Annotated in this window: 24 protein-coding genes; 12 read left to right on the top strand and 12 right to left on the bottom strand. The window is 64.5% G+C overall.

Annotated features, from left to right (window positions below):
• Window positions 1–135: 135 nt before the first annotated feature.
• Together purN and purM are read right to left on the bottom strand one after the other, a co-directional pair.
• Complete coding sequence (gene purN / locus NOF55_RS18000) at window positions 136–795, bottom strand: phosphoribosylglycinamide formyltransferase (protein ID WP_306412501.1); 660 nt, start codon at window positions 793–795, stop codon at window positions 136–138.
• Window positions 792–1,865, bottom strand: a complete 1,074-nt coding sequence (purM, locus tag NOF55_RS17995; protein ID WP_306412500.1) for a phosphoribosylformylglycinamidine cyclo-ligase — start codon at window positions 1,863–1,865, stop codon at window positions 792–794. The genes purN and purM overlap by 4 nt, the downstream gene beginning before the upstream one ends.
• 196 nt (window positions 1,866–2,061) lie before the next feature.
• Between purM and NOF55_RS17990 the strand changes: the two genes are divergently transcribed.
• The 4 genes from NOF55_RS17990 (at window position 2,062) to ppx (ending at window position 7,710) form a co-directional block, all read left to right on the top strand.
• Window positions 2,062–3,180 (top strand): AI-2E family transporter, encoded by a 1,119-nt coding sequence (locus tag NOF55_RS17990; RefSeq protein ID WP_306412499.1) that lies wholly within the window; start codon window positions 2,062–2,064, stop codon window positions 3,178–3,180.
• Between the two features lie 36 nt (window positions 3,181–3,216).
• On the top strand, window positions 3,217–3,912 hold the full coding sequence (hdaA, locus tag NOF55_RS17985; RefSeq protein ID WP_370868996.1) for a DnaA regulatory inactivator HdaA: 696 nt from the start codon (window positions 3,217–3,219) through the stop codon (window positions 3,910–3,912).
• Window positions 3,913–3,973: 61 nt separating this feature from the next.
• Window positions 3,974–6,178, top strand: coding sequence for an RNA degradosome polyphosphate kinase (locus NOF55_RS17980; protein WP_306412497.1), 2,205 nt, complete (start codon window positions 3,974–3,976; stop codon window positions 6,176–6,178).
• A gap of 11 nt (window positions 6,179–6,189) precedes the next feature.
• Window positions 6,190–7,710: an exopolyphosphatase gene (gene ppx / locus NOF55_RS17975; protein ID WP_306412496.1), complete on the top strand. Its 1,521-nt coding sequence runs from the start codon at window positions 6,190–6,192 to the stop codon at window positions 7,708–7,710.
• Between the two features lie 42 nt (window positions 7,711–7,752).
• Here ppx and NOF55_RS17970 read toward each other — a convergent pair whose 3' ends face one another.
• From NOF55_RS17970 to NOF55_RS17955, 4 genes are all read right to left on the bottom strand, one after another.
• A complete protein-coding gene (locus NOF55_RS17970) occupies window positions 7,753–9,135 on the bottom strand; it encodes a GGDEF domain-containing protein (protein WP_306412495.1) in 1,383 nt (460 codons plus the stop codon).
• 207 nt (window positions 9,136–9,342) lie between these two features.
• The gene (locus NOF55_RS17965) at window positions 9,343–10,356 is read right to left on the bottom strand and encodes a DUF2891 domain-containing protein (protein WP_306412494.1); all 1,014 of its coding nucleotides are present in this window, start codon (window positions 10,354–10,356) and stop codon (window positions 9,343–9,345) included.
• 6 nt (window positions 10,357–10,362) lie between these two features.
• Window positions 10,363–11,508, bottom strand: coding sequence for a ribonuclease D (gene rnd, locus NOF55_RS17960; protein ID WP_306412493.1), 1,146 nt, complete (start codon window positions 11,506–11,508; stop codon window positions 10,363–10,365).
• A gap of 93 nt (window positions 11,509–11,601) precedes the next feature.
• Window positions 11,602–12,843: an MFS transporter gene (locus NOF55_RS17955; RefSeq protein WP_306412492.1), complete on the bottom strand. Its 1,242-nt coding sequence runs from the start codon at window positions 12,841–12,843 to the stop codon at window positions 11,602–11,604.
• Window positions 12,844–12,886: 43 nt separating this feature from the next.
• Here NOF55_RS17955 and NOF55_RS17950 point away from each other — a divergent pair, with 43 nt between their 5' ends.
• Genes NOF55_RS17950 through NOF55_RS17940 form a run of 3 tightly spaced genes read left to right on the top strand, consistent with a single transcriptional unit; the run spans window position 12,887 to window position 15,342 of the window.
• Window positions 12,887–13,066: a hypothetical protein gene (locus NOF55_RS17950; RefSeq protein ID WP_306412491.1), complete on the top strand. Its 180-nt coding sequence runs from the start codon at window positions 12,887–12,889 to the stop codon at window positions 13,064–13,066.
• A gap of 1 nt (window position 13,067) precedes the next feature.
• Complete coding sequence (gene aspS / locus NOF55_RS17945; protein WP_306412490.1) at window positions 13,068–14,861, top strand: aspartate--tRNA ligase; 1,794 nt, start codon at window positions 13,068–13,070, stop codon at window positions 14,859–14,861.
• A 7-nt stretch (window positions 14,862–14,868) separates the two neighbouring features.
• A complete protein-coding gene (locus NOF55_RS17940) occupies window positions 14,869–15,342 on the top strand; it encodes an FUSC family protein (RefSeq protein WP_306412489.1) in 474 nt (157 codons plus the stop codon).
• A gap of 245 nt (window positions 15,343–15,587) precedes the next feature.
• Here the strand turns inward: NOF55_RS17940 and NOF55_RS17935 are convergent, their stop codons facing one another.
• A complete protein-coding gene (locus NOF55_RS17935; RefSeq protein ID WP_306412488.1) occupies window positions 15,588–16,796 on the bottom strand; it encodes an aq_1923 C-terminal domain in 1,209 nt (402 codons plus the stop codon).
• Window positions 16,797–16,953: 157 nt separating this feature from the next.
• Here NOF55_RS17935 and parC point away from each other — a divergent pair, with 157 nt between their 5' ends.
• Window positions 16,954–19,221: a DNA topoisomerase IV subunit A gene (gene parC, locus NOF55_RS17930; protein WP_306412487.1), complete on the top strand. Its 2,268-nt coding sequence runs from the start codon at window positions 16,954–16,956 to the stop codon at window positions 19,219–19,221.
• 54 nt (window positions 19,222–19,275) lie between these two features.
• On the opposite strand, the gene NOF55_RS17925 is transcribed toward parC, so the two are convergent.
• The 5 genes from NOF55_RS17925 to hemB all read right to left on the bottom strand — a co-directional run bounded on the left by NOF55_RS17925 (window position 19,276) and on the right by hemB (window position 22,472).
• Window positions 19,276–19,665, bottom strand: a complete 390-nt coding sequence (locus NOF55_RS17925) for a type II toxin-antitoxin system death-on-curing family toxin (protein WP_306412486.1) — start codon at window positions 19,663–19,665, stop codon at window positions 19,276–19,278.
• A complete protein-coding gene (locus NOF55_RS17920) occupies window positions 19,662–19,883 on the bottom strand; it encodes an AbrB/MazE/SpoVT family DNA-binding domain-containing protein (RefSeq protein ID WP_306412485.1) in 222 nt (73 codons plus the stop codon). Before NOF55_RS17920 ends, NOF55_RS17925 begins: the two co-directional genes overlap by 4 nt.
• Window positions 19,884–19,952: 69 nt before the next feature.
• A complete protein-coding gene (locus NOF55_RS17915; protein WP_306412484.1) occupies window positions 19,953–20,714 on the bottom strand; it encodes an arginyltransferase in 762 nt (253 codons plus the stop codon).
• 145 nt (window positions 20,715–20,859) lie between these two features.
• A complete protein-coding gene (locus tag NOF55_RS17910; RefSeq protein ID WP_306412483.1) occupies window positions 20,860–21,318 on the bottom strand; it encodes an RDD family protein in 459 nt (152 codons plus the stop codon).
• 137 nt (window positions 21,319–21,455) lie between these two features.
• A complete protein-coding gene (gene hemB, locus NOF55_RS17905) occupies window positions 21,456–22,472 on the bottom strand; it encodes a porphobilinogen synthase (protein ID WP_306412482.1) in 1,017 nt (338 codons plus the stop codon).
• A gap of 201 nt (window positions 22,473–22,673) precedes the next feature.
• Here hemB and NOF55_RS17900 point away from each other — a divergent pair, with 201 nt between their 5' ends.
• The 4 genes from NOF55_RS17900 to glyA all read left to right on the top strand — a co-directional run bounded on the left by NOF55_RS17900 (window position 22,674) and on the right by glyA (window position 26,843).
• Window positions 22,674–23,075 carry a DUF6163 family protein gene (locus NOF55_RS17900; protein WP_503128513.1) on the top strand — a complete coding sequence of 134 codons (402 nt, stop codon included), beginning with the start codon at window positions 22,674–22,676 and terminating at the stop codon, window positions 23,073–23,075.
• A gap of 125 nt (window positions 23,076–23,200) precedes the next feature.
• Window positions 23,201–23,716 (top strand): transcriptional regulator LdtR, encoded by a 516-nt coding sequence (ldtR, locus tag NOF55_RS17895; protein WP_306412480.1) that lies wholly within the window; start codon window positions 23,201–23,203, stop codon window positions 23,714–23,716.
• 333 nt (window positions 23,717–24,049) lie between these two features.
• Window positions 24,050–25,375 (top strand): L,D-transpeptidase family protein, encoded by a 1,326-nt coding sequence (locus NOF55_RS17890; protein WP_306412479.1) that lies wholly within the window; start codon window positions 24,050–24,052, stop codon window positions 25,373–25,375.
• Between the two features lie 175 nt (window positions 25,376–25,550).
• Window positions 25,551–26,843, top strand: a complete 1,293-nt coding sequence (gene glyA, locus NOF55_RS17885; protein WP_306412478.1) for a serine hydroxymethyltransferase — start codon at window positions 25,551–25,553, stop codon at window positions 26,841–26,843.
• Window positions 26,844–26,845 lie beyond the last annotated feature (2 nt).

The raw sequence follows: 26,845 nt of genomic DNA, 5'->3' as shown, positions 1-26,845 counted from the left end.
CGAAAGGTAAAGCAGGGCAATCGCGTGGAGAATGGGAGACATCGAGGCTTCTCCCTTCTCCCCGCCCGGGAGAAGAGGCAAGAGTCGCAAACCTCATGTGCGATTGTTCTGCCCGTAGGAAGGGACAAACGCCGGTCAGGCGCTGACGATCGCCTGCGTTTCGTCGCCCACGAGACCTTCCGTAAACACGGCCTTGCCGCCTTCCATCTTCACCTTACCCTCGGCGAACAGCTTCAGCGCCGCCGGATAGATCCGGTGTTCGACGGTCAGCACGCGGGCGGCAAGCGTGTCGGCATCGTCGCCCGGCAGGACAGGAACGGCGGCCTGCGCGACGATGGGACCCTCGTCCATGCCCTCGGTGACGAAGTGAACCGTGCAGCCGGCGATCCGCATGCCGGCGTCCAGCGCCCGCTGGTGGGTGTGAAGGCCGGGAAACAGCGGCAGCAGGGCAGGGTGGATGTTGACGATCCGGCCCTCGTAGGCGCGGATGAAATCGCCGCTCAGGAGGCGCATGTAGCCGGCAAGGCAGAGGATGTCGGGCGACAGTTTTTCGAGTTCGGCGCGGATGGCCGCCTCGTGCGCGGCCTTGCCGGCGTAATCCTTGCGGGCGAAGGCGGCGGTCGGAATGCCGAGCGCGGCAGCCTTCGCCAGACCGCCGGCGTCCGGCCTGTCGGAGATTACGCCGACGATGTCCGCCGGGTAATCCACCGCCGAGGCGGCTTTCGCCAGTGCCAGCATGTTCGAGCCGCTGCCGGAAATGAGAACGGCGACCTTCTTGCGCGCCGCCCCGCTCATAGGCCGAGCGTGCCCTTGTAGACGACGCCGGGCGCGTCTTCCGCGCGGGCAGTCATGCGGCCGAGCGACACGACCTTTTCGCCGCTCGCTTCCAGCGCGGCGGTCACGGCGCGCTCGTCCCCGGCGGACACGACGGCGATCATGCCGATGCCGCAATTGAAGGTGCGCAGCATTTCGGTCGCCTCCACGCCGCCTGTCTTTGCCAGCCAGGAAAAGACCGGCGGAACCGAAATCGCCGCAAGGTCGATCTCGGCGGCGAGGTGCTTCGGCAGCACGCGCGGAATGTTTTCGGGAAAGCCGCCGCCGGTGATGTGGGCGAGCGCCTTGATGCCGCCCGTCTCGCGGATGGCCTTGAGGATCGGCTTCACATAGATGCGGGTCGGCGTCAGCAGCGCCTCGCCCAGCGTCCTGCCTTCGATGAACGGAGCGGGAGCGGTCCAGTCGAGGCCGGACATCTCCACGATCTTGCGCACCAGCGAATAGCCGTTGGAATGGACGCCCGACGAGGTGAGGCCGATGATGACGTCGCCCTCGGCGATATCGCCCGCCGGCAGGAGGTGGCCGCGCTCGGCCGCGCCGACGGCGAAGCCGGCGAGGTCGTAATCGCCGCCGGCATACATGCCGGGCATTTCCGCCGTCTCGCCACCGATCAGCGCGCAGCCCGCCTCGCGGCAGCCGGCGGCGATGCCGGAGACGATATCGGCGCCCTGGTCCGGGTCGAGCTTGCCGGTGGCGAAGTAATCGAGGAAGAACAGCGGTTCGGCGCCCTGCACCACGAGGTCGTTGACGCACATGGCCACCAGATCAATGCCGACGGTTGAATGGAAGTCGGCGTCGATGGCGATCTTTAGCTTGGTGCCCACCCCGTCATTGGCGGCCACCAGAACCGGATCGGTGAAGCCGGCGGCCTTGAGGTCGAACAGGCCGCCGAAACCGCCGATCTCGCCGTCCGCGCCGGGACGCCGGGTGGAGCGCACGGCAGGCTTGATCTTCTCGACGAGAAGATTGCCGGCGTCGATATCCACGCCTGCGTCGCTGTAGGTGAGGCCGTTCCTGCCCGGCTTGCTCATGGGGCTCTCCGCTCTGAAATAGGGGTCCACGGGGCTTTTCCGTGGCAATTCGCATGAGCGGGGTCTAGATGCAAGGGCCATGCGCCGAAAGCGCCGGTTTTTTCACGGTCCGGAGAGGCCGGGCGGCACGGGCGCTTGACCCGCTTCGGCCTGTCGCCATATCTCATGCAGATGAACCCGCGATGAAGGACAGAAGATGGCGAGATTGATCGACAGCACCAGCCTGAAGCGTCAGGCTCTGTTCTGGGGCATCGCCCTGATCCTCTTCATCGCCTTTCTCATGGTGTTCCGCGCCATTCTCCTGCCCTTCGTGGCGGGCATGGCACTTGCCTATTTTCTCGATCCGGTCGCCGACCGCCTGGAGCGGCTCGGCCTCTCGCGCCTGATGGCGACGGTGCTCATCCTCATCGCCTTCGTCGTGGTGTTCGTGCTGGCGCTCATCATCATCATTCCGGTGCTGGCCGGGCAGGCGTCGGAATTCATAGCGCGGATGCCGGGCTATATCGCGCAGTTGCAGGCGATCATCGCCACGTCGAGCGACACCATCCTGCCGGACTGGATCGGCGATCAGGTCGCCGCGATCAAGGAGAACTTCTCGAATTATCTCGCCGAAGGCGCGGGGTTTCTTGCCACGCTGTTCGGCCAGATCTGGAATTCCGGCAAGGCGCTGGTCGATATCCTGTCGCTCTTCGTGCTGACGCCGGTCGTCGCCTTCTACCTTCTGCTCGACTGGGACCGGATGATCGCCAAGGTCGACAGCTGGATCCCCCGCGATCATCTGGCGACGGTGCGCCGCCTCGCCGCGGAAATGGATGCGGCGATTTCCGGCTTCGTGCGCGGGCAGGGGTCGCTCTGCATCATCCTCGGTCTCTATTACGGCATCGGTCTTTCGCTGGCGGGGCTGAACTTCGGGCTGCTGATCGGCCTTTTCTCCGGCGCGGTCAGCTTCATTCCCTATATCGGCTCCATTCTGGGGCTCGTCCTCGCGCTCGGCGTGGCTCTTGTGCAGTTCTGGCCCGATTACGCGATGATCGCGCTGATTCTGGTCATCTTCTTTTCCGGCCAGTTCATCGAAGGCAACATCCTCCAGCCGAAGCTCGTGGGCAACAGCGTCGGCCTCCATCCGGTCTGGCTCATGTTCTCGCTGTTTGCGTTCGGCGCGCTGTTCGGTTTCGTCGGACTCATGGTCGCCGTGCCGGCGGCGGCGGCGGTCGCCGTCCTTGTGCGCTTCGCGATCGGGCGGTATCTTGACAGCGATCTCTATCACGGCCATTCCGCCATCCCTCCGCAATCGGGCGGCGAAGCGGATCAATAAGGTCTTTCTGTTCCTGTGACGAGCGACGATATCAAAGTGCGAACGAAGCAGCATGCGGCCCAGCAATTGCCGCTTGCCTTCGCCCACGATCCGGCGACGGGCCGCGACGACCTGCTGGTGGCCGATCCGCTGGCGGCGGCGGTGTCGGTCGTCGACGCCTGGCCGCACTGGCCGGCGCCGGTGGTGATCCTGACCGGGCCGGTCGGCTGCGGCAAGTCGCACCTCGCGTCGATCTGGCGCGAGAGGAGCGGCGCGCGCGTCATCCACCCGCTGGCCGGCAGCGATGCGGCGCGCATGGCCGCCGAAGGGCCGGTCCTGTTCGAGGACGCCGACCGCGCGGCCTTCGACGACACCGAGCTTTTCCACGTCATCAACAGCGTGCGCCAGCACGGCACCAGCCTGCTGATGACGGCGCGGCTGTGGCCGATGGGCTGGAACGTCGCCCTGGCCGACCTGAAATCGCGCCTGAAGGCGGCAACGGTTGTGGAAATCGGGGAACCGGATGAGGATCTGCTCGGCCAGATCATCGTCAAGCTGTTCGCCGACCGCCAGCTTTCCATCGACGAGAAGCTGGTGTCCTACATCGTGCGGCGGATGGAGCGCTCGCTGGCGGCAGCCAACGATATCGTCGACCGTCTCGACCGGCTGGCCTGGGCGCGCGGCACGCGCATCACCCGCGCGCTGGCGGCGGAAGTGCTGGCGGAAGCCGTTCCCGGTTCCGTGACCGATTGATTGTCATGTTTCTATCGTAAACCTGCTATACTTGCGCTCAGGCATAGCATGGAGGTTTGTGATGGATTCGGGGCAGCAGAACGTGGAAACGGCGGACGCGGGAGCGCAACCCGTGGATATTCCGGCGGTGGAGGATCTGCTGAACAGCCCGGAGCGCTTCATCAACCGGGAGTTTTCCTGGCTCCAGTTCAATCGCCGCGTGCTTGAGGAGACGCTGAACACGGCGCATCCGCTGCTGGAGCGCGTGCGGTTCCTGTCGATCTCCGCCACCAATCTCGACGAGTTCTTCATGGTGCGTGTCGCCGGTCTCGAAGGGCAGGTGCGCCAGGGTGTGACCATGCGAAGCCCGGACGGCAAGACGCCGGCCGAGCAGCTCGACGACATCCTCAAGGAAATCGACAATCTCCAGATGGAGCAGCAGGCATCCTTCGCGGTGCTCCAGCAGTATATGTCGCGGGAAGGCATCCTGATCGTGCGTCCGGCCGCGCTGTCCCAGGAAGACCGCACCTGGCTCGAGAACGAGTTCGAGGAGTCGATCTTCCCGGTCCTGACGCCGCTGTCCATCGATCCGGCCCATCCGTTCCCGTTCATCCCGAACCTCGGCTTCTCGATGGGGCTGCAACTGCGAAGCCGCAAGACGCAGGAGCCCATGACAGCGCTTCTGCGCCTGCCGACGACGCTCGCCCGCTTCGTCCGCCTGCCGGATCAGGACGGCACGATCCGCTACATCACGCTGGAGGATGTGGTGGGGCTGTTCATCCACCGGCTCTATCCGGGTTATGAAGTGACGGGCTTCGGCACGTTCCGCATCATCCGCGACAGCGATATCGAAGTGGAGGAAGAGGCCGAGGACCTGGTGCGCGTGTTCGAGACGGCGCTGAAGCGCCGCCGCCGCGGTTCGGTGATCCGCATCGAGGCGGATTCGGAAATGCCGCATACGCTGCGCCAGTTCGTGGTGCATGAACTCGGCGTGCCGGAAAACCGCGTGGCGGTCCTGCCGGGGCTCCTGGCGCTCAACACGCTGTCGGAAATCACCAAGGCACCGCGCGACGACCTGAAGTTCGAACCTTACAATGCCCGATTTCCCGAACGCGTCCGCGAGCATGCCGGAGATTGCTTCGCTGCCATCCGCGAAAAGGACATGGTGGTCCACCATCCTTACGAAAGCTTCGACATCGTGGTGCAGTTTCTGCTCCAGGCTGCGCGCGATCCTGACGTTCTGGCGATAAAGCAGACGCTCTACCGCACCTCCAACGACAGCCCGATCGTCCGCGCGCTGATCGACGCGGCCGACGCCGGAAAGTCGGTGACGGCGCTGGTGGAGCTGAAGGCCCGCTTCGACGAGGAGGCCAACATCCGCTGGGCCCGCGATCTCGAGCGCGCCGGCGTGCAGGTCGTGTTCGGCTTCATCGAGCTGAAGACGCACGCCAAGATGTCGATGGTGGTGCGCCGCGAGGACGGCAAGCTGCGCACCTATTGCCACCTCGGCACCGGCAACTACCATCCGGTGACGGCCAAGATCTACACCGACCTGTCCTTCTTCACCTGCAACGCCAAGATCGGCCACGACATGGCCAATGTCTTCAACTTCATCACCGGCTATTCCGAGCCGGCGGAAAGCATGAAGCTCGCCGTTTCGCCCTACACGCTGCGTCCGCGCATCCTTCGCCACATCGAGGAGGAGATCGTCCACGCGGAGGCGGGCCGCCCGGCGGCGATCTGGATGAAGATGAACTCGCTGGTCGATCCGGAGATCATCGACGCGCTCTACCGCGCCTCGATCGCCGGGGTGGACGTCGATCTCGTGGTGCGCGGCATCTGCTGCCTGCGCCCGCAGGTTCCCGGCCTTTCCGAACGAATCCGGGTCAAGTCCATCGTCGGGCGCTTCCTCGAACATTCCCGCATCTTCTGCTTCGGCAACGGCCAGGGCCTACCGTCCGACAAGGCGCTCGTCTATATCGGCTCCGCCGACATGATGCCGCGCAACCTCGACCGGCGCGTCGAAACGCTGGTTCCACTTCTCAACCCGACGGTGCATGAGCAGGTGCTGTCGCAGATCATGCTCGGCAATCTCATTGACAACCAGCAGAGCTACGAGATACTTGCCGACGGAACGTCCAGGCGCATCGAGGTGCGGCAGGGCGAGGAACCGTTCAATGCGCAGCACTATTTCATGACCAATCCGAGTCTCTCGGGACGCGGAGAGGCGCTGAAATCGAGTGCGCCGAAGTTGATCGCCGGCGTCTTGTCCGGCCGCAAGAACTGAACTGGATCGGCATGGTCTTGAGTGAAGCACAGGGGCGGCTGCCCGGCGTGGCCCCTGTTTCCGTCATCGACATCGGATCGAACTCGGTCCGTCTGGTCATCTACGAAGGTCTGACGCGCGCTCCCGTCGTGCTTTTCAACGAGAAGGTCATGTGCGGCCTCGGCAAGGGGCTGGCGTTGACCGGCAGCATGGAAGCCGAAGCCGTCAATCGTGCCCTGTCGGCGCTGGTGCGTTTCCGCGCGCTGTCGTCGCAGGCCAAGGCCGGCTCGCTCTACGTGCTTGCGACCGCTGCCGCCCGCGAGGCGAAGAACGGTCCCGATTTCGTCCGCAAGGCGGAAGAGATACTGGATGCCCCGATCCAGCTTCTGTCCGGCGAGGAAGAGGCGCGCTATTCCGCCTTCGGCATTCTCAGCGGCTTCCATGCGCCCGACGGCATCGCCGGCGACCTCGGCGGTGGCTCGCTCGAACTGATCGACATTCGCGGCCGCGACTTTTCCACGGGCGTGACCCTGCCGCTCGGCGGCATCCGGCTGTCCGAGCAGAGCGAGGGGTCGCTGACCAAGGCGCGCAATTTCGCCCGCAAGCAGATCCGCGCCCACAAGTTCCTCGAGGAAGGGCAGGGCCGCATCTTCTACGCCGTCGGCGGCACCTGGCGAAACATCGCCAAGCTGCACATGGAAACCACCAAATATCCGCTGCACATGATGCAGGGCTACGAACTGCCTCTCGACACGATCCGGTCCTTCCTCGAAGACATCGTCGGCAACCGTGGCGGCAAGGATGCGTCCTGGGCCTCGGTGTCCAAGAGCCGCCGCCAGCTTCTGCCCTTCGGCGCCATCGCGATGGCGGAAGTGCTGGATGCGATGCGCCCGGCGCGGGTGGCCTTTTCGGCGCAGGGCGTGCGCGAAGGCTATCTCTATACCCGGCTGACGGACGCGGAGCAGGAAAGCGATCCGCTGATCGCCGCCGCCGACGAACTGGCCATCCTGCGCGCCCGCTCGCCGGAGCATGCCCGCGAACTGGCCGACTGGACCGGCCGCATGCTGCCCTTCTTCGATATCCGCGAGACCGGGGAAGAGGAGCGCTACCGCCATGCCGCATGCCTGCTGGCCGACATAAGCTGGCGCGCGCATCCCGATTACCGCGGCCTCCAGGCGCTGAACATCATCGCCCACTCGTCCTTCGTCGGCATCACCCATCCGGGTCGCGCCTTCATCGCGCTCGCCAATTACTATCGCTACGAAGGCCTCGCCGACGACAGCGCCACCGGCCCGCTGGCGGCGATCGCCTCGCCCCGCTTCGTCGACCGCGCCAAGCTGCTCGGCGGCCTGCTGCGCGTCCTCTATCTCTTCTCGGCCTCGATGCCGGGGGTGATCGATTCGCTCACGTTCCGCCGGTCGTCGTCGCCGGACGTCGATCTGGAATTCGTCGTGCCGCCGGCCTGCCGCGTCTTTGCCGGCGAGCGTCTCGAAGGACGGCTCCAGCAGCTTGCCAAGCTGACAGGCAAGCGGCTCGCCTTCCGTTACGAATAGCCCCGCACCCTCGCGGCGAGCCCGCGTGCCGGTTCCGATGCCTCAGGCCTGCGCGCTGGCCTGCGGAAGCGTCGCGTAGTCCACGGTCCGGTTCCGGCCCGTGGCCTTGGCGTGATAGAGCGCCTGGTCGGCATGCTGGATCAGCCGGTGATAATCGGGATGCCCGTCATAGGTCGACAGGCCGACGCTGAGCGTCACCCGTATCCGGGTCTGGTCGGGCAGTTCGATGGGCCGGTTCTCGATTTCGCGGCGTATCCGCTCGGCCACGATATGGGCCCGGGCGGCGTCGCATTCGGCGCAGACGATCAGGAATTCCTCGCCGCCGTAGCGGAACAGGAAATCGCCGCTGCCGGTCAGGCGGCTCAGCGTCTGCGCGATCTGCTGAAGGGTCCGGTCGCCGGTTTCGTGGCCGTACTGGTCGTTGATCGTCTTGAAATGGTCTATGTCGAGCAGGAGCAGCGAGAAAACGATGCCTTTCGATCGCGCAAGGCCGATTTCACGGCCGAGGATGGTCGGCAGGAAGCGGCGGTTGAGCAGGTGCGTCAGCGCATCGCTGCCCGATTCCATGCGCACCAGATGGTCGAAAAGCGTGTCGAGCAGATGCCGCACCTGTTCCACCTCGCCGATGGCGAGCCGCGTGAGACGCCGCACGGCCGGCATGTCCTCGCGCGCGATCGCCGCCTCCAGTTCCAGCAGGTGCCGCTCGTCGATCGTGTCCATGCTGGCGCGGATCGTCTCGAGTTCCCGTGGGCCGATGAAGATGGCCGGCGCCTTGTGGCGGATCCACAGGCCGAAGGGCGAGTGACCGATGCGCGAGAGTGGAATGTCGCTGCCGCCGATCATCACGTCCTGAAGCAGCCGGTTCGACCAGTCGGAAAGCGCCGTGCGCTGGCATTCGCGCTCCAGCGACATGTTCATCGTCGCCGCGTAATTGCGATAGGCCTCGTCGGTGCGTGTGACCGAATCGTGCGAATCCGCGTACTGCGCCGACATGATTTCCATCGCCACGTCGGTCAGCCCCATCGCCAGGATCGCCGCCTCCAGGCGCGCCTTGTAGCGCCCCGGATGGCTCAGGATCGCCTCCAGAACGACCTCCTTCATGCGGCGGCTGGCGCGCAGCACGAGTTCGATCGGAATGTTGAGACGCGCATGGATGATGCCGATCTGCTGCTGATCGGCGATGAGGGCGGGGACGTCCTCGATGGAAAGGCGTGTCAGAAGACTGGTGATCCAGCGCTGGAAGGAGGCGTGCAGGCGTGTATCGACCGCCTCATGCGTGACGAACACGCTCGCCCTGGGGTCGGCCAGCAGCGTCTGGTAGAATTTGCGGGAAAATTCCGTTGCGTGTTGTTCGGCCAGCGTTGCCAGCAATGCCGCCACATCCGGCGATACGCCCCCGAGAAGCTGTTTCCACTGTTGTTCCATGTTCCACCGATCTGCACAGGTGACGATCCCGGGCGCCCAGGCGCGTTCGGCCCGATCATGGCATCGTCCCGATGCTTCCTCGTGAACTCTTTCGTCGAGGAAACATGAAGGAGAGCTGAATATTTCGGCGTGACCTCGATACGCCCAAAAATACGATGTTCACCGTGGCCGCCAGTCCCGGATTTGGGAAGCGTTTGCGCCGCACGATTACCGTGCATCCAGCGCCAGGGTTGCGAAGCTGGCCAGCCAGTGCTCGCCCATGTAGTCCCCGGCGACATGCGGAAGGCTCGCGGCCAGATGGCGGTCGGCAGCCTTGAGCATCGCGGCGATGCGGTCGTCGCCGGCGGGCAGGGCGGACGCCAGAGCGCGCCAGCACCAGGCGCGGCTGAGGTTCAGGCCGTCGAGATGGGCGATCTTGCCGTCGCTGCGGTCGGAAACGCGGGCCGGTTCGAAAAGCGCCGGGGGGTGAGTGCGGGAAAGCCCGGGCAGGAACGCCTCGAACCATGCCGGAAAATCGTCGGCTGGCAGCAGGCGGCGCATGCATTCGGCCTCAATGAGGGCCGGGGAGAGGAAGTCGTCGCCGGAAGGCTCGCCCCAGGCCGGACAGGCCGCGTCCGCACCGTACCAACGCAGCGCCGTGTCGCGCAGCAGATTGAGGAGGGCGTCGTCATCTGCCGTTTCCGCGTAGTCGGCCGCCATGCGCAGCGAGAAGGCCGTGTTGAAATGGGTGCCGACCCGAACGGGATAGGTGGCGAGCGGCAGGAAGTCGCGGTAGCGGTCGGCGAAGATGCCGGCCAGCGGCCGGAGGGTGTCGGACCAGCGCCTTTCGGGCAGGCCGGCAAGTTCGGCGGCGAGTTTCAGCAGCCAGCCCCAGCCGTAGGGGCGCTTGAAGCCGCGCGCCGATGGCGCGGCGAGATAGGCGCATTCGGCGGCGATCTTCTCCGGCACGAGCTGGGCGTCGAACAGGGCGCGAATATCACCGGCTGTCTCGATTGCCGGGAAGCGGCGCAGCAGGTAGGCCAGCATCCAGTAGGAATGGACGCAGGAATGCCAGTCGTAGCTTCCGTAGAACACGGGATGCAGCTCGGACGGCGTGCGCGCATCCGCCGGCCCGTCGAGGACATGATCGGGCTTGTTCGGATATTCGCGCCGGATATGGCCGAGCGCGATCCGGGAGAAGCGGATGGCGATGTGCTCGTCGAGGACCGGCCCGCCGCTCATGACGCGTCAGAACTCCACGGCTTCGACCTTGCGGCCGACGAAGCGGAGGCCGATCTCGCCGGAAATCAGCTTGAGGGCCTTGTCGCCGAAAAGCTCCCTGCGCCAGCCGTTCAGGGCGGCGACATCGGCTTCGGCGCCCTGCGCGGCGATCTTGTCGAGATCGTCGCTGTTGGCGATGACTTTGGCGGCCACCCCCTCTTTTTCGGCAATCAGGCGCAGCAGGACCTTGAGCAGTTCGGTTGCGGCCTGCGCGCCTTCCGGGGCGTGGCTGTGCCTGACCGGCTGCGGCATTTCGGTCTTGGGCATGGCCAGCGCGGCGTTGACGGCGCCGACGATGGCCGCGCCGGAGGAGGAGCGTTCCCATCCCTTGGGGATGGTGCGCAGCCGGGAGAGGGCTTCCGCGTCGCGCGGCTGCTGCTGCGCGATCTCGAACAGGGCGTCGTCCTTCAACACCCGCGAGCGCGGAACGTTGCGGGCGCGGGCCTCGCGCTCGCGCCAGGCGGCGATCGCCCGCAGGATGGCGAGCTCCGCCGGCTTGCGCAGGCGGGACTTCAGGCGGATCCACGCATCGTCGGGATGAAGGTCGTAGGTCTCCCGCGCCTCGAGGACCGCCATCTCCTCGGTCAGCCACAGGGCCCGGCCGTCGCGCTCCAGCTTGGCCTTCAGGGTGTGGTAGACGTCGCGCAGATGAGTGACGTCCGCCAGCGCGTAGTCGAGCTGCTTGTCGGACAGCGGTCGGCGGCTCCAGTCGGTGAAGCGCGAGGACTTGTCGAGCTGGACGCCGGTGATCTTCGAGACGAGTTGGTCGTAGGAGACCGAATCGCCGAAGCCGCAGACCATCGCCGCCACCTGGGTGTCGAAGATCGGATGCGGAATGAGGCCGCCGAGATGGAAGATGATCTCGATATCCTGCCGGGCGGCATGGAAGACCTTTACGATCCTGTCGTCGGCCATCAGGTCGAAGAAGGGTTTCAGGCTGATGCCGGGCGCCAGCGGATCGATGAGGACCTCGAGATCGGGGCTGGCGATCTGGATGAGGCAGAGTTCCGGCCAGAAGGTCGTCTCGCGCAGGAACTCCGTATCCACGGTGACGAATTCGGATTTGGCAAGCGTTTGGCACGCTTCTTCAAGCTGGGCAGTCGTTTCGATCATTTCGCGGAACAAGCTTCTGATGCGGAAAATGGGATCGTTCTTCCTTCTCTTTTGACGCGAGGATGTCAACTGTCCGGGCGTCAAAAATGCCGTTCAACGCGATTCCTTGTCTTCTCCGGGCGGTGCGGCGAGCCGGTTGAACCATATGGATGTGCGCAACAGCGCCCGGAAGCGCCTGCGCCGCTGGCCGGCGGGTATGCCGGGCCGGGCCGCCATGCGCCGCACGGTGTAGGCCGTGAAGGCGATCTGGATGACGGCCGTATAGATGAAGAAGGAACGGGGCCCGAAGAGGTCGAGCAGCACCGAGGCGAGGAACGGCCCGGCGGTGGCGCCGATCGACCAGTAGAACAGCAGGCCGGCCGAAACCAGCGCGTGCTGGCCGTCCCTGGCGAAATCGTTGCCGTGGGCGGAACAGAGCGAATAGAGCGGCAGGGCGAAGGCGCCGAACAGGAACACGCCGACGATGTTCATCCACGCGTCGCCGCCCGCGAAGAAGGCGAGGAAAAGGCTCGCCGCCGCCGCCCCGATGGTGGTGAGCAGGATGACGATGCGCCGGTCCAGCCTGTCGGAATAAAGCCCGAGCGGATATTGCAGCACCACGCCGCCGACGATGCCGGCGCTCATGAAATTGGCGATGCCGGTGATCGACATGCCGATTTCGCTGGCATAGATCGGCCCGATATTGCGGAAGGCGGCCATCGACAGGCCGACGGCGACGACACCGACCACGGCAAGCGGCGAGATGGTCCAGACCGTCTTCAGCTCGAAGCGTATCGCCTCCGGCACGGCGGGTGATGACCGGTCGGCCATCGCGATGGGCACGATGGACAGGGTGATCGCGATGCAGATGAGGCTGAAGATCGTCGGGCCCTCGACCCCGAAGGCCGGCACGAGATATTGCACGGCGGTGACGGAGAAGAGGTCGACCAGCCGGTAGACCGACAGCGTGCGGGCGCGGTTGGCGTTCGTCACCCTGGCATTGATCCAGCTCTCGATGGTGGCGAACAGGCTGGCGACGCAGATGCCGATGACGAAGCGCATCGCGAACCAGAAGGGCGGTTCGATGATCATCGACATGGCCAGCGATGCCGCCGCCGTGATCGCCGCCATCGCCGCGAAGGTGCGGATGTGCCCTATGGAGCGCAGGATGCGCGCCACATAGATGCACCCGACGGCGAAGCCGATCGAGTAGCCGGCGCCGATCACGCCGATCACCGACGGGCCGAAGCCCTCTGCGCCGCCGCGCAGCGCGATGTAGGTGCCCTGGAGGCCATTGCCGCCGATGAGCATGCCGGCGGTTGCGAGAAGCGGAACAAGCGGTCTGATCGAACTCATGCCGGCGGGCTTTCGGGGGTGCGGGGGGAATCGGGCGTGGAAAATGGTCTGTACCGATTTTGATAGCCAAGCGCTGCCGGCAAAGACAGTCCAAAAAGCGTGCGGGACGTCATCCGGCTTGACAAAGCAGCGCGACCGTGCGCTTTTCCGCGCGGTTTTACTGCTGCGCCGCCGGCCTTTCGGCCTGGCCCGCGCGCTCCTCGTCAAGTCCGGGATTGATTGAAATGCACCGTTACCGCAGCCACACCTGTGCCGCCCTGAGCAAGTCCGATGTGGGCGCCACCGTCCGCCTTTCGGGCTGGGTCCATCGCGTTCGCGACCACGGCGGCGTCCTGTTCATCGACCTGCGCGACCATTACGGCATCACGCAGGTCGTGGCCGATCCGGACAGCCCGGCGTTCAAGACGGCGGAAACCGTTCGCGGCGAATGGGTCATCCGCATCGACGGCGTCGTCAAGGCGCGTGCGCCGGAAACGATCAACGCCAACATGGCGACCGGCGAGGTGGAGCTTTACGCTCACGAGATCGAGGTGCTCTCCGCCGCGAAGGAACTGCCGCTACCGGTGTTCGGCGAGCCGGACTATCCCGAGGACGTGCGCCTCAAGTACCGCTTCCTCGACCTGCGCCGCGAGACGCTGCACCGCAACATCGTCCGCCGCACGCAGATCATTTCCGCCATGCGCAGGGGCATGGACGAGGCCGGTTTCGCCGAATACACCACGCCGATCCTGACGGCCTCCTCGCCGGAGGGCGCGCGCGACTTCCTCGTTCCCTCCCGCATCCATCAGGGCAAGTTCTTCGCCCTGCCGCAGGCGCCGCAGCAGTACAAGCAGCTGCTGATGGTCGCCGGCTTCGACCGTTATTTCCAGATCGCGCCGTGCTTCCGCGACGAGGACCCGCGCGCCGACCGCCTGCCGGGCGAGTTCTACCAGCTCGACGTCGAGATGAGCTTCGTCACCCAGGAGGATGTCTGGGAAACGATGGAGCCGATGATGACGGAGGTCTTCGAGCAATTCGCCGAGGGCAAGCCGGTAACGCGCAACTGGCCGCGCATTCCCTATGAAGAGGCCGTCCGCAAATACGGCTCCGACAAGCCGGACCTGCGCAACCCCATCATCATGGAAGCCGTGACCGAGCATTTTGCCGGCTCTGGCTTCAAGGTGTTCGCGGGCATGATCGCGTCGAACCCGAAGGTCGAGGTCTGGGCCATTCCGGCGAAGACCGGCGGTTCCCGCGCCTTCTGCGACCGCATGAACGCCTGGGCGCAGTCGCAGGGCCAGCCCGGCCTCGGCTACATCTTCTGGCGCAAGGAAGGCGAGACGCTCGACGGCGCCGGCCCGCTTGCCAAGAACATCGGCCCGGAACGCACCGAGGCGATCCGCACCCAGCTCGGTCTCGGTGAAGGCGACGCCTGCTTCTTCGTCGCGGGCGAGCCGTCGAAGTTCTACAAGTTCGCGGGCGAGGCGCGCAATCGCGCCGCCGACGAACTGAACCTGATCGACCGCGACCGCTACGAATTCTGCTGGATCGTCGATTTCCCGTTCTACGAATGGAACGAGGACGAGAAGAAGATCGACTTCGCCCACAACCCCTTCTCCATGCCGCAAGGCGGTCTGGACGCGCTGAAGGGCGAGGACCCGCTGGCCATCAAGGCCTACCAGTACGACGCGGTGTGCAACGGCTTCGAGATCGCCTCGGGCTCGATCCGTAACCAGTCGCCGGAAACGATGGTCGCCGCCTTCGAGAAGGTCGGTCTGTCGCAGCAGGATGTGGAGGATCGCTTCGGCGGCCTCTACCGCGCCTTCCAGTACGGCGCGCCGCCGCATGGCGGCTGCGCCTTCGGCATCGACCGCATCGTCATGCTGCTCGTCGGCGCGAAGAACCTGCGCGAAATCTCGCTGTTCCCGATGAACCAGCAGGCGCAGGACCTGCTGATGAACGCACCGGCCCCGGCTACCCCGGCGCAGCTTCGCGAACTGGCGCTGCGCGTCGTGCCGGACCCGAAGAAGAAGGACTGACGGCCCCGTGAAACCGCTGGAAGCCATGAAGGCCGCTTTCGGTCATTGCCTGGCTTCGGCGGTGGCCGCCGCGCTGGCCTACTGGCTGGCACGGGAACTGCTCGGCCATCCGCAACCGGTGTTCGCCGCCATCGCCGCCATCATCTGCCTGGCGCCGGGCGTTGCGGATCATGTGAAGCAGGGGCTTTCCATGATGGCGGGCGTCGCCATCGGCGTTGCCGTCGGAGAGCTTGCCCTCATGATTCCCGATGCGCTGTGGGATGTGCGGCTGGCGCTCGCCGCCTTCGTGGCGATGATGATCGCCTCGTCTTTCGTGGCCACGCCGGTCGCGGCGATCCAGGCCGGCGCTTCTGCTCTGCTCGTTCTGCTGCTCGGCCCGAAGGAGGCCGGATTCGCGCGCCTGCTGGACGTCAGCATCGGCGCGGCGATCGGATTGATTCTGGCATTTCTGTTTTTCACGGTCCGCAGGCGCGGGGCCTGAAGGCCCTTTCCGCACCTATCGCGGCAAATGAAAAGGCCGGAAAGAGCCCGCTTTCCGGCATCCCTGTGTTGACCAAGGGCGTATCGCTTTCTTTCGTCATGGTCGGGCCTGACCCGACCATCCACCGCGCCGCTTGGCGGCGTGGACCCTCGGGTCAAACCCGAGGGTGACGGAGGAGAGGGGTCGTCATCGGCCCGAGGCCGGAAGGGCCTGTTTTCCGGCCTTTTGCCGTTGCGTGACGAGGATCAGTCCTGATCCTCGTTGGCGCTGATCGTCATGTCGGGACCGTTGAGGAGTGTCAGCGGTGCGGAGATGAGTTGCAGCGCCGGCACCGGCTTTTCCGGCGTATACTGGATGGTCAGGTTCTGCGGATCGGCGAGGAAAGTCTGAAGCGCGCTGCTGATCCTGTTCTCCGGGTCCCGGATGCCGTTTTGGGCGAGAACCATCGGCACCACGGCCCTGACGGCCTCGCCGACCTGATCCTCGGAAACGCCCTGATGCTTTGCGGCGGAGGAGAGCGCCCGCCCGGTCAGGCCGTCGTCCTTGAAGGAGAGGGTGATGTCGCCGACATTGATCTGCTGGGCGATGCCGAAGAGCGCCAGCTGGCTGGCCTGCGCCTTTGCGACGCTGTCGCCGCCGGCTGCCTTGAGCTGTGCCGTCGTCTGCTGCATGCCGGCATAGAGCTGCTCGGTCATGCCGGTCAGGCCGAGATCGAGGGTGAGCGTGCCGAGACCGGCGGCGGTCAGAACCGCGTCGTCGACGGTGATCGTGCCTTCCCGGGCGAGCCAGGAGCCGGCCATCGTCACGTCGCCTTTCAGCGTCTCGAGGCCGAGGTTGGTCAGCCATGCAGCATCCGCCGGTTCCGGCGTGACGGTGATGCCGAGGGCGCGGGTCTCGAAGGCGACACCCGGCTCGTCCGGCGTCGGCGTCATGGAGGCTTCGATGCCGCCGATGGTCAGATAGGGCCTGCCGTTCGCCGAGATCGTGATCGGGCCGAAGGTGGCCTTGTCGTAGTAGGAAAGCGAGGCGAGGCCCGGCGCCTTCGGATCGGCGGGGATGACGAGGCCAGTCAAGCCGATCGCGCCCACGGTGAATTCCGTGCCGTCGCCGGCCGTGCGGATCGGCGGAATGGCGACCGTACCGATCACATAGCCGCCGTCGCCCCGCTCCTCGACATCCGTCAGCGTGATGTCGCCGGGGCTGATCGACTGGTCCGGCTGGCCGTCGACGCCGGCCACGCTCAGCGTCGCATTCTTCAGAACGACATCGTTGCCGCTGACATCGATTTCCGAAGCACGGACCTGCACGCCGCCGTTTTCGGCCTGCACGGCGTTGATCTTCGCCAGCAGCGCCTGGCCGTCGAGGGCGAAGGCCGGCAGCGGCAGAAGGGTGGTGGAAACCATGCCGGCGATCCACAGCAGGCGGATCGGGCGGAAGGAGGTGGTCGAAGCCATGCAAGTTCCTCGGGTGTTGGATGATACGCGGCGATCTTTACGAGAGAAGAGGTAATATTCGATTGCGGCGAATCTTAAGCTTGAACCTATCTGCTCGTCCACAGACCATTTCCGGTGCTTCCTTGCCGGAATCACCATTTCCGGCTAGTCAAGTCGCATGGGCAAAAATCTCGTGCCGCCCGGCGGCGGCTCCGAAAATGGCGGTGGCGGACACATCCAGGCAGTCGATCTCAAGGGGGCGCTGGAAGAGCGCTACCTTGCCTATGCGCTGTCGACCATCATGCACCGCGCCCTGCCGGACGTTCGCGACGGGCTGAAGCCGGTTCACCGCCGCATCGTCTACGCCATGAGCGAGATGGGGCTGCGCTCCAATTCGTCCTTCCGCAAATGCGCCAAGATCGTCGGCGAGGTGATGGGTAACTACCATCCGCACGGCGACCAGTCGATCTATGACGCGCTGGTGCGCCTGGCGCAGGATTTCGCCGTGCGCTACCCGTTGGTCAACGGGCAGGGCAATTTCGGCAATATCGATGGCGACAGCGCCGCGGCCATGCGCTACACCGAATCGAAGATGACGCCGGTGGCCGAACTGCTGCTCGACGGCATCGGCGAGGATGCCGTCGATTTCCGCGACACCTACGATGAATCAAATTCCGAGCCGATCGTCCTGCCGGGCGCCTTTCCCAATCTGCTGGCGAACGGTTCCTCCGGCATCGCGGTTGGCATGGCGACCTCCATTCCGCCGCACAACGCCCATGAACTGTGCGACGCGGCGCTCCACCTGATCAAGCACCCGGATGCGTCGGTTGAAAAGCTGGTCGATTTCGTGCCCGGCCCGGATTTCCCGACCGGCGGCATCATCATCGACGGCCGCGAGCAGATCGTCGAGGCCTACAGGACCGGCCGCGGCGGTTTCCGCGTTCGCGCCCGCTGGGAGGTCGAGGATCTGGGCCGCGGCGGCTACCAGATCGTGGTCACGGAAATTCCCTATCAGGTGCAGAAGTCGCGGCTGATCGAGAAGATCGCCGAACTGCTGATCGCCCGCAAACTGCCGCTTCTCGAAGACATTCGCGACGAATCCGCCGAGGACGTGCGCGTCGTTCTGGTGCCGAAGAGCCGGACGGTCGATGCGACGCTGCTGATGGAATCGCTGTTTAAGCTCACCGAGCTTGAAAGCCGCATTCCGCTCAACATGAACGTGCTTTCGGGCGGTCGCGTCCCCAAGGTGATGGCGCTCAACGAAGTGCTGCTGGAATGGCTGGATCACCGCAAGCAGGTGCTGGTCCGCCGCTCGCAGTTCCGCCTTGCTGCCATCGAGCGGCGTCTGGAAATCCTCGGCGGCCTGCTGATCGCCTATCTCAACCTCGACGAGGTGATCCGCATCATCCGCGAGGAGGACGAGCCGAAGCCGGTGTTGATGAAGCGCTTCACGCTGACCGACAATCAGGCCGAGGCGATCCTCAACATGCGGCTGCGCAGCTTGCGCAAGCTGGAAGAATTCGAGATCCGTACCGAGTTCGACAACCTGACCAAGGAAAAGGCCGATATCGAGGCGCTGCTGGCGTCTCCGGAAACACAGTGGAAGACGGTTGCCTGGCAGATCGGCGAAGTGCGCAAGACCTATGCCAAGGCGACCGAACTCGGCCGCCGCCGCAGCCAGTTCGCCGAAGCGCCGCAAGCCGACGACGAGGCCATCCATCAGGCGATGATCGAGAAAGAACCGATCACCGTCGTGATTTCCGAAAAGGGGTGGATTCGTGCCCTGAAGGGCCACATCGCCGACGTGTCGGGCTTGGTCTTCAAGGAAGGCGACGGGCTGAAGCTGGCTTTCCCGGCCCAGACGACCGACAGGCTCATTCTCTTCACCACCGGCGGCAAGGCCTACACGCTCGGCGCCGACAAGCTGCCCGGTGGCCGCGGCCACGGCGAGCCTATCCGCATCATGGTCGACATGGAGAACGATCAGGACATCCTGACGGCCTTCGTTCACGATGCCTCGCGCAAGCTGATCGTCGCCTCCACGGCGGGCAACGGCTTCGTCGTCGCCGAAAGCGACATGGCCGCCAACACCCGCAAGGGCAAGCAGGTGATGAACGTGTCGATGCCGGACGAGGCGCGGCTGGTGGTGCCGGTCTCCGGCGATCATGTCGCCGTGGTCGGCGAGAACCGCAAGATGCTCGTCTTCCCGCTCGTCCAGATCCCCGAGATGGCGCGCGGCAAGGGCGTTCGCCTCCAGCGCTACAAGGACGGCGGCATTTCGGATCTGAAATGCTTCGCCATCGCCGAGGGCCTGAGCTGGGAAGACACTGCCGGCCGCAAGTTCGTGAAGAACAGGGATGAACTGATCGAGTGGCTGGGCGACCGCGCCGCCGCCGGCCGCGTCGTTCCGAAGGGCTTCCCGCGTTCGGGCAAGTTCTCCGGTTGAATCGGTTTTTGAGCGGACACGCATAAGCGCCGGAAATGACCCGGTCTTTTCGCCTCAGCCGAGCGGCACGCAGAAATCCCGGAAGAAGCGCGCCGCGCCGTCCTCGTCGATTTCGCCTGCGGCAACGGCGAGCACGAAGGCGATGACTTCGGCTTGCCCGACCTCCAGCATGAAGCCGTTGAGCAGCAGAAAGGTGAAGGCGGCGAGAAAGGCTGTCCGCTTGTTTCCGTCCGAGAAAGGATGATTGCGCGCGATTCCATAAAGATAGGCCGCCGCGAGGGCGAAAACGTTCTCTTCGCCATAGGCCGCCTTGTTTAACGGCCTGGCCAATGCGGCTTCGAGCGCGTTCTCGTCCTTCAAGCCTGGAAGGCCTCCATGTTCGAGCAATTGCTCATGGTGCATGACCTCTATGGCTTCCCGGGACAGCCACTTGAATTCGCTCACTTCGCCAGCTCCCGAAGGGCGACGCGGTACTTCTCCATGCCGAGCCGGGCCGCTTTCAGTTGCTCGGCAAGGTCGGCCTGCTCGACACGCAATTCAAAACCCTTACCGCTTTCCGTCAGCTCAAGCGTGTCGCCCGCCTTCAGGCCGAGCCGGTTCAGCACGTCCTTGGGAATGATGATGCCTTCGGAATTGCCGATCTTGCGGATGATGACGTTCATGGCCGTGCCTCGCTGGATGTTGCAACGAAGTTATAACATGCCGGGTCAAGCCATGTAAATATCGGCGGGTCAGCCGTCGGTTTCGGGGTCGTAGAGCCCCCAGCCTTCCGGCTTCAGGTGCTCCTGTGGCTGGAAGCGGGTTTTGTAGTGCATCTTCTGCGAGCCCTTGACCCAGTAGCCGAGATAGACGTGCGGCAGGCCGAGGGCGACGGAGCGGCGAATGTGCTCCAGGATCATGAAGGTGCCGAAGGAGCGCTTCGGCAGGTCCGGGTCGTAGAAGGAATAGACCATCGAAAGCCCGTCGCTCATGAAATCGGTGAGCGCCACACCGATGAGCTGGCCGCTGGGACGCTTCTCGATGCCAGCGCCTTCCTGCCTCAGTCGGTATTCGATGAGATGCGTATCGACATGGGTGTCCTCGACCATGACAGCATAGTCGAGCGCCGTCATGTCCGACATTCCGCCGTTCTGGTGGCGGTGATCGAGATAGCGGCGAAACAGCGAGAACTGTTCGGTGGAAGGCGTCGCAGGCGTCACGGTGGCGATGATGTCGCTATTGGCGGCGAGGACGCGCTGGAACGAGGCGTTGGGCCGGAACTGCTCGGCGAGGATGCGCACCGAAACGCAGGCGCGGCAGCTTTCGCAGGCAGGACGGTAGGCGATGTTCTGCGAGCGGCGGAAACCGCCCTGCGTCAGAAGATCGTTCATCTCGTTGGCCCGCGGCCCGGAAAGGTGGGTGAAGACCTTCCGCTCCACTTCGCCGGGCAGGTAGGGGCATGCCGCCGGCGCGGTCAGGTAGAATTGCGGTGAACGGGTGGTCTGTGTGTTCATCCTGGCCGGGCTTGCCCCTGGTGCGGTCGATCCATGTGGAAAGCATGGATGAAGAATAGAAAACGTCAAGTCACACTTCGGCGTGACTTGACGTTGTGAAGCATTATCGGTGGTTTCACGGCCTGTATTCGAAAGGCCGCCGGTTTCAGTCGACGCGAATGGCGGCGGTGCCGACCAGAAGGTCGTGAATCAGGCGCGAGCGGTCGGTGAACAGGCCCGCCAGCAGGATCAGCGGCGTCAGCACCGAGTTCAGCACCCAGAACAGGATGAGGTGGACCATTGCGGTGAAGAAATCGATCTTGCGTCCGTCGATCCGCACCAGCATGACGCCCATCATCCGCATGCCGGGGCTGGCCTGCGACTTTCCGCCGAGGCTGAAGCCGAAGTAGAGCGCCGCGACGATGAGCCCGAGCCCTGGGAAGAGATACCAGGCGAGGCCGAGCGTCGGAATGCCGAGCAGAAACAGCACGAAGGCTGCCGGAATGATCAGAATGGCGATCAGCACGTAATCCACGCAGAATGCGATCGCCCGGCGCGTCAACGTGCCGGAATAGGCGCGCCAGTCATCGGGTGCGGCGTAACGGGAAACGGTATCGAGCGACATTTGACCCTCCGGTGAAAACATGCCTTCGATATGGGACGTTTTGCCGGAAAAACAATGGTGGACGGGGAACGGCACCGCTCGGGGAGACTTTTGAACCCTGACGCCGCCGTCAGGGTTTACCGCGTGGCTCCGTCGCCTTATGTCTTGCCGGCGAGCTTGCGGGCCGCGTCGACGGCGAAGTAGGTGAGGATGCCGTCGCAGCCGGCCCGCTTGAAACAGAGAAGCGTCTCCATCATCAGCCGATCGCCGTCGATCCAGCCGTTCAGCGCGCCGGCCTTGATCATCGAATACTCGCCCGACACCTGATAGGCGAAGGTCGGCAGGCCGAACGCCTCCTTGAGCCGCCAACAGATGTCGAGATAGGGCAGGCCGGGCTTCACCATCAGCATGTCGGCTCCCTCCTCGACGTCGTGGGCCGCGTCGCGCACCGCCTCGGTGCCGTTGGCCGGGTCGATATAGTAGCTCTTCTTGTCGCCCTTCAGCAGGCCGTCGGTCGAGATCGCCTCGCGATAGGGGCCGTAGCAGGCCGAGGAGAACTTGGTGGCATAGGCCATCAGGCCGACATTCTGGAAGCCGGCCGCGTCGAGCCCCTTGCGGATCGCGCCGATGCGCCCGTCCATCATTTCGGACGGCGCGATGATGTCGGAGCCGGCCTCCGCCTGGAGGATCGCCGCCTGCACGACCTGCTCGACCGTTTCGTCGTTGACGATCTCCTCGCCGCGCAGGATGCCGTCATGGCCGTGGCTGGTGAACGGGTCGAGCGCGACGTCGGTGATGACGCCGATATTCGGCACGGCTTTCTTGAAGGCCCGCGTGGCCGCGTTGATGAGATTGTCGGTCTCCAGCGCGTGCGAGCCGGTCTCGTCGCGCAGTTCCATGCTGATGTTCGGGAAGGTGGCGACGGCCGGGATGCCGAGATCGGCGGCCTCGCGCACCGCCTCCACGGCGACGTCGACGCTCATGCGGTCGACGCCCGGCATGGCGGGAATGGGATCGCGGACATTGGTGCCGGGCACGATGAAGATCGGCCAGATCAGGTCGTCCACCGTCAGTCGGCTTTCCTGCACCAGCCGGCGCGTCCAGTCCGCCTTGCGGTTGCGCCGCATGCGGCGGTGCCCGGTGATCTCGTCGACCAGATGTGTCTTGTCCTGCATGATGATGCGCCCCCTTGCCGAAGTGGAAATATTTTTGCTGATTATCACGCGAAAAACCTCCCGGAAACCGCTTAATCGGCCGCGGGGTGGGGTGTTTGCGCGCAGGGGACGACGAAGGCCGTCCACCATCTGGCGGGGAAGGGCGCTTGGTTCTATCTTTCGCGCATGGAAACCGATTCGAACGGCCCGCCGAAAAACACGATGACCGAAACCCTGTTCGTGGTCTTCCTGCGAATGGTGGCGATCTCGTGCTTCTGGTTCGGCATGCAATACTGGGCGTTGCTCGTCGGCTATTCGGGCGGCGGCGGAGCCCGCTTCGACATGCTCGATCCGGCATGGCGGGCCGCCTGCGTATCCTTGGCGGTGGTCTTTCCCATCGCGGCGCTCGGCCTCTGGCTGGTGGTGTCATGGGGGCCGGTCATCTGGGCCTGTGCAGCCCTGGTACAGGTGCTGATGTATACGGTGTGGCGCGACATTTTCGGCAACAACCTCACCGTGCCGATCATGCACGCGGTGATCCTTTGTGTTTACGCGCTTTTCCGCATCGCACTCTTCCTCGAACGGCGCGAAAAGGCAGGGCGGGTAAGCTCCGGTTTACCCTGATTGACGTGCCTGTTCAGGTAAGGGGCTGTTAAGGCTGCGTTTTAAGTAGAATTTTATGGGTATTCGATAGGGTCTCACTCAAGGCGGGAGCAAAACAATAGCCGCCATCAAACAGTGAGGCAGTCATGATCAACACGAAAACCAAGCCGCAGCCGCAGCCCGTTCGCGACGAGCAGGATGAAGCCCTGCGTTCGCTCTACCTCGAGTCGCTGCATCTGGTGGAACGTCTTCACCGTCGTCTTCTCGATGTCATCAAGGACGAGTTCGACCGTCAGGGCCGCTCCGACGTCAACGCCGTCCAGGCTCTTCTTCTCTTCAATATCGGCAATTCCGAGCTGACCGCCGGCGAGCTGCGCTCGCGCGGCTTCTATCTCGGCTCGAACGTGTCCTATAACGTGAAGAAGCTGGTCGATCTCGGTCTCATCAACCACAAGCGCTCGCGCATCGACCGCCGCTCCGTGCGGATCAGCCTGACCGAAAAGGGCCAGGAAATCGCCGAGACGGTCGCCCGGCTGTACGAGCGTCACGTCGGATCGATCCAGAAGGTCGGCGGCATCGGCGAGAACGAGTTCTCCGAGATGAACAAGCTGCTCCAGCGCCTCGACCGCTTCTGGAACGACACGATCGCCTACCGCATGTGACGCGCAGCCCTGAAGCCGGCCTGACCGAAAACCGGATGCGCCCGCGGCGCGTCCGGTTTCGGGCGTTCGCGCAACACCCGCGCGCCGTTCACGGGCGGTTGAAACCGGCCCGGCCCATGCGACACGAATTGGCCATATTGATATGTGACCGCAGAAGGAGAGGAAGGGCCGCTGGCTCCGCCGGGCGGATGGGTTCCGGGCGCTTGTCGCTCACCGACGCGAAGCGCGGATCTTTCCGGATAAGGGGCGGCTCTGTTTGCCGTTTTGTTAACGATAATCGTTCATGATGCCTGGCGCCGCAAGGTGTCTGGAATCATCAAGATGGTGCGATAGATGTCAGAAAAAACCGGAATGGATCGTTTTTCCCGCCGTGCGATATTGCGCTCGGCCTTGTCCGCGGGGGCGGCGGCTCTGGCCGCGCCGGCCTTTGCCCAGTCTGCGATGGACGATGTCATCAACGCGCCGCGCAGGGGCAACTGGGACGATCAGTTCGACGCCAGGGCGTCGCGCGGGGCGGTTTCCGTCACGTCGAACAATCCGGTTCTCGGTCCCGGTTCCGTCCAGAACATGCAGCAGGCCGTCGCCCAGTACCAGATGATCGTCGCCAACGGCGGCTGGCCGAACGTTCTGCCCACGTCGAAGCCGCTTCAGATCGGTGCCGTCGACTCCACGGTGCAGGCCCTGCGCCAGCGTCTCATCGTGTCCGGCGATCTTTCGCGTGACGCTGGCGTTTCGAACTCGTTCGATTCCTATGTCGATGGCGCCGTGAAGCGCTTCCAGGCCCGTCACGGCCTGCCGACCGACGGCGTCATGGGCGAGTATTCCATGAAGGCGATCAACGTGCCGGCGGATACCCGCCTTCACCAGTTGCAGACCAACCTCGTGCGCGTGCAGGCCATGTCGGGCGATCTCGGCCGCCGCTACGTGATGGTCAACATTCCGGCAGCCTATGTGGAGGCCGTGGAAGACGGCCGCGTGGTTCTGCGCAACACCGCCGTCGTCGGCCAGATCACGCGCCAGTCGCCGATCCTCAATTCCAAGATCTATCAGGTCATCCTCAATCCGTACTGGACCGCGCCGCGCTCGATCATCCAGAAGGATATCATGCCGCTGATGCGCAAGGACCCGACCTATCTCGAAAAGAACAACATCCGCCTGATCGACGGCCGCGGCAACGAGGTGAGCCCCTCGACCATCGACTGGAACGCCGAAAAGGCGCCGAACCTGATGTTCCGCCAGGACCCGGGCCGGATCAACGCGATGTCGTCCACCAAGATCGACTTCCACAACGAGCACGCCGTCTACATGCACGACACACCGCAGCAGGGCGTGTTCAACAAGCTGATGCGCTTCGAATCCTCGGGCTGCGTGCGCGTGCAGAATGTGCGCGACCTCGTGGTCTGGCTGCTCAAGGAAACGCCCGGCTGGGACCGCCAGCAGATCGAGCGCGTCATCGCCGGCCGCCAGAACAATCCGGTGAAGCTGTCGCAGGAAGTTCCGGTCTATTTCGTCTATATCACCGCCTGGTCGGCCAAGGACGGCGTGGTCCAGTTCCGCGACGACATCTACCAGAAGGACGGCGCGCAGGAGCTTGCCTTGCAGACCACGACCGGCATCGAGCGCGGCTCGCCGGACGACGATCTGCTGCCCATGCAATAAGCCGCCCCGGGGCCTTTTCGCATCGCCGGCCGCGATCCGTTCGCGGCCGGTTTTGTTTTGAGGCGATAATTGTCCGGCAGGCCCTGAAACGCGGGTAAATTGCGTCACGCGTATTGCCCTTGGACGTGGGGGCGGATAATACCCGATCGCATCCGTTTGTCGCAGGAGCCTTGCCATGTCGAACCTCGAAGCCTTCTTCAATCGCCCGCTGTCGGACGCCGATCCGGATATCTTCGGCGCCATCGGCAAGGAACTCGGTCGCCAGCGCCACGAAATCGAGCTGATCGCCTCGGAAAACATCGTTTCCCGCGCCGTTCTCGAGGCGCAGGGCTCGATCATGACGAACAAGTATGCCGAGGGCTATCCGGGCAAGCGCTATTACGGCGGCTGCCAGTTCGTCGATATCGCCGAAGAACTCGCCATCGAGCGGGCGAAGAAGCTGTTCGGCGTCAATTTCGCCAACGTCCAGCCGAATTCCGGCTCGCAGATGAACCAGGCCGTGTTCCTCGCGCTGCTCCAGCCGGGCGACACGTTCATGGGGCTGGACCTGAACTCCGGCGGACACCTGACGCACGGTTCGCCGGTCAACATGTCCGGCAAGTGGTTCAACGTCGTCTCCTACGGCGTCCGCGAGGACGACCACCTGCTCGACATGGACGACATTGCCGAGAAGGCCCGCAAGCACAAGCCGAAGCTCATCCTCGCCGGCGGCACGGCCTATTCCCGCATCTGGGACTGGAAGCGCTTCCGCGAGATCGCCGATGAAGTCGGCGCCTGGCTGATGGTCGACATGGCGCACATCGCCGGTCTCGTGGCCGGAGGCCAGCATCCGTCGCCGTTCCCGCATTGCCATGTCGCCACGACGACGACGCACAAGTCCCTGCGCGGTCCGCGTGGCGGCATGATCCTGACCGACGACGAGGATCTGGCGAAGAAGTTCAATTCCGCCGTGTTCCCCGGCCTCCAGGGCGGCCCGCTGATGCACGTCATCGCCGCCAAGGCCGTGGCCTTCGGCGAGGCGCTCCAGCCGGAGTTCAAGGACTACGCCGCCCGGGTCGTCAAGAATGCCAGGACGCTTGCCGAGACGCTGAAGGATGGCGGCCTCGATATCGTCTCCGGCGGCACCGACAACCACCTGATGCTGGTCGACCTGCGCAAGAAGAACGCCACGGGCAAGCGCGCCGAGGCGGCGCTGGGCCGTGCCTGGATCACCTGCAACAAGAACGGCATTCCCTTCGATCCGGAAAAGCCCTTCGTTACCTCGGGCGTCCGTCTCGGAACGCCGGCTGGCACGACGCGCGGCTTCGGCGAAGAGGAGTTCCGCGAGATCGGCCGGCTGATCGTCGAGGTTCTCGACGGCCTGAAGGCCGCCAATTCCGACGAGGGCAACGCTGCCGTCGAAGCGGCGGTCCGCGCCAAGGTGGAGGTGCTCACGAGCCGCTTCCCGATGTACGGCTATCAGGGCTAAGG

It is taken from the genome of Ectorhizobium quercum (assembly GCF_026552795.1).
Lineage (GTDB): Bacteria > Pseudomonadota > Alphaproteobacteria > Rhizobiales > Rhizobiaceae > Ectorhizobium > Ectorhizobium quercum.
This window is presented reverse-complemented; position numbering and strand designations above follow the sequence as displayed.

Excerpts from the sequence above, each read along its gene's own strand:
- NOF55_RS17990 (WP_306412499.1), top strand. The coding sequence starts at position 2,062 with ATGGCGAGATTGATCGACAGCACCAGCCTGAAGCGTCAGGCTCTGTTC.
- parC (WP_306412487.1), top strand. The coding sequence starts at position 16,954 with ATGGGCAAAAATCTCGTGCCGCCCGGCGGCGGCTCCGAAAATGGCGGT.
- NOF55_RS17970 (WP_306412495.1), bottom strand. The coding sequence starts at position 9,135 with ATGGAACAACAGTGGAAACAGCTTCTCGGGGGCGTATCGCCGGATGTG.
- NOF55_RS17935 (WP_306412488.1), bottom strand. The coding sequence starts at position 16,796 with ATGGCTTCGACCACCTCCTTCCGCCCGATCCGCCTGCTGTGGATCGCC.
- NOF55_RS17965 (WP_306412494.1), bottom strand. The coding sequence starts at position 10,356 with ATGAGCGGCGGGCCGGTCCTCGACGAGCACATCGCCATCCGCTTCTCC.
- NOF55_RS17920 (WP_306412485.1), bottom strand. The coding sequence starts at position 19,883 with ATGAACGTCATCATCCGCAAGATCGGCAATTCCGAAGGCATCATCATT.
- ppx (WP_306412496.1), top strand. The coding sequence starts at position 6,190 with ATGGTCTTGAGTGAAGCACAGGGGCGGCTGCCCGGCGTGGCCCCTGTT.
- aspS (WP_306412490.1), top strand. The coding sequence starts at position 13,068 with ATGCACCGTTACCGCAGCCACACCTGTGCCGCCCTGAGCAAGTCCGAT.
- purM (WP_306412500.1), bottom strand. The coding sequence starts at position 1,865 with ATGAGCAAGCCGGGCAGGAACGGCCTCACCTACAGCGACGCAGGCGTG.
- NOF55_RS17980 (WP_306412497.1), top strand. The coding sequence starts at position 3,974 with ATGGATTCGGGGCAGCAGAACGTGGAAACGGCGGACGCGGGAGCGCAA.
- NOF55_RS17900 (WP_503128513.1), top strand. The coding sequence starts at position 22,674 with ATGACCGAAACCCTGTTCGTGGTCTTCCTGCGAATGGTGGCGATCTCG.
- NOF55_RS17955 (WP_306412492.1), bottom strand. The coding sequence starts at position 12,843 with ATGAGTTCGATCAGACCGCTTGTTCCGCTTCTCGCAACCGCCGGCATG.
- ldtR (WP_306412480.1), top strand. The coding sequence starts at position 23,201 with ATGATCAACACGAAAACCAAGCCGCAGCCGCAGCCCGTTCGCGACGAG.
- NOF55_RS17910 (WP_306412483.1), bottom strand. The coding sequence starts at position 21,318 with ATGTCGCTCGATACCGTTTCCCGTTACGCCGCACCCGATGACTGGCGC.
- NOF55_RS17915 (WP_306412484.1), bottom strand. The coding sequence starts at position 20,714 with ATGAACACACAGACCACCCGTTCACCGCAATTCTACCTGACCGCGCCG.
- NOF55_RS17890 (WP_306412479.1), top strand. The coding sequence starts at position 24,050 with ATGTCAGAAAAAACCGGAATGGATCGTTTTTCCCGCCGTGCGATATTG.
- glyA (WP_306412478.1), top strand. The coding sequence starts at position 25,551 with ATGTCGAACCTCGAAGCCTTCTTCAATCGCCCGCTGTCGGACGCCGAT.
- hemB (WP_306412482.1), bottom strand. The coding sequence starts at position 22,472 with ATGCAGGACAAGACACATCTGGTCGACGAGATCACCGGGCACCGCCGC.
- purN (WP_306412501.1), bottom strand. The coding sequence starts at position 795 with ATGAGCGGGGCGGCGCGCAAGAAGGTCGCCGTTCTCATTTCCGGCAGC.
- NOF55_RS17950 (WP_306412491.1), top strand. The coding sequence starts at position 12,887 with ATGGTCTGTACCGATTTTGATAGCCAAGCGCTGCCGGCAAAGACAGTC.
- rnd (WP_306412493.1), bottom strand. The coding sequence starts at position 11,508 with ATGATCGAAACGACTGCCCAGCTTGAAGAAGCGTGCCAAACGCTTGCC.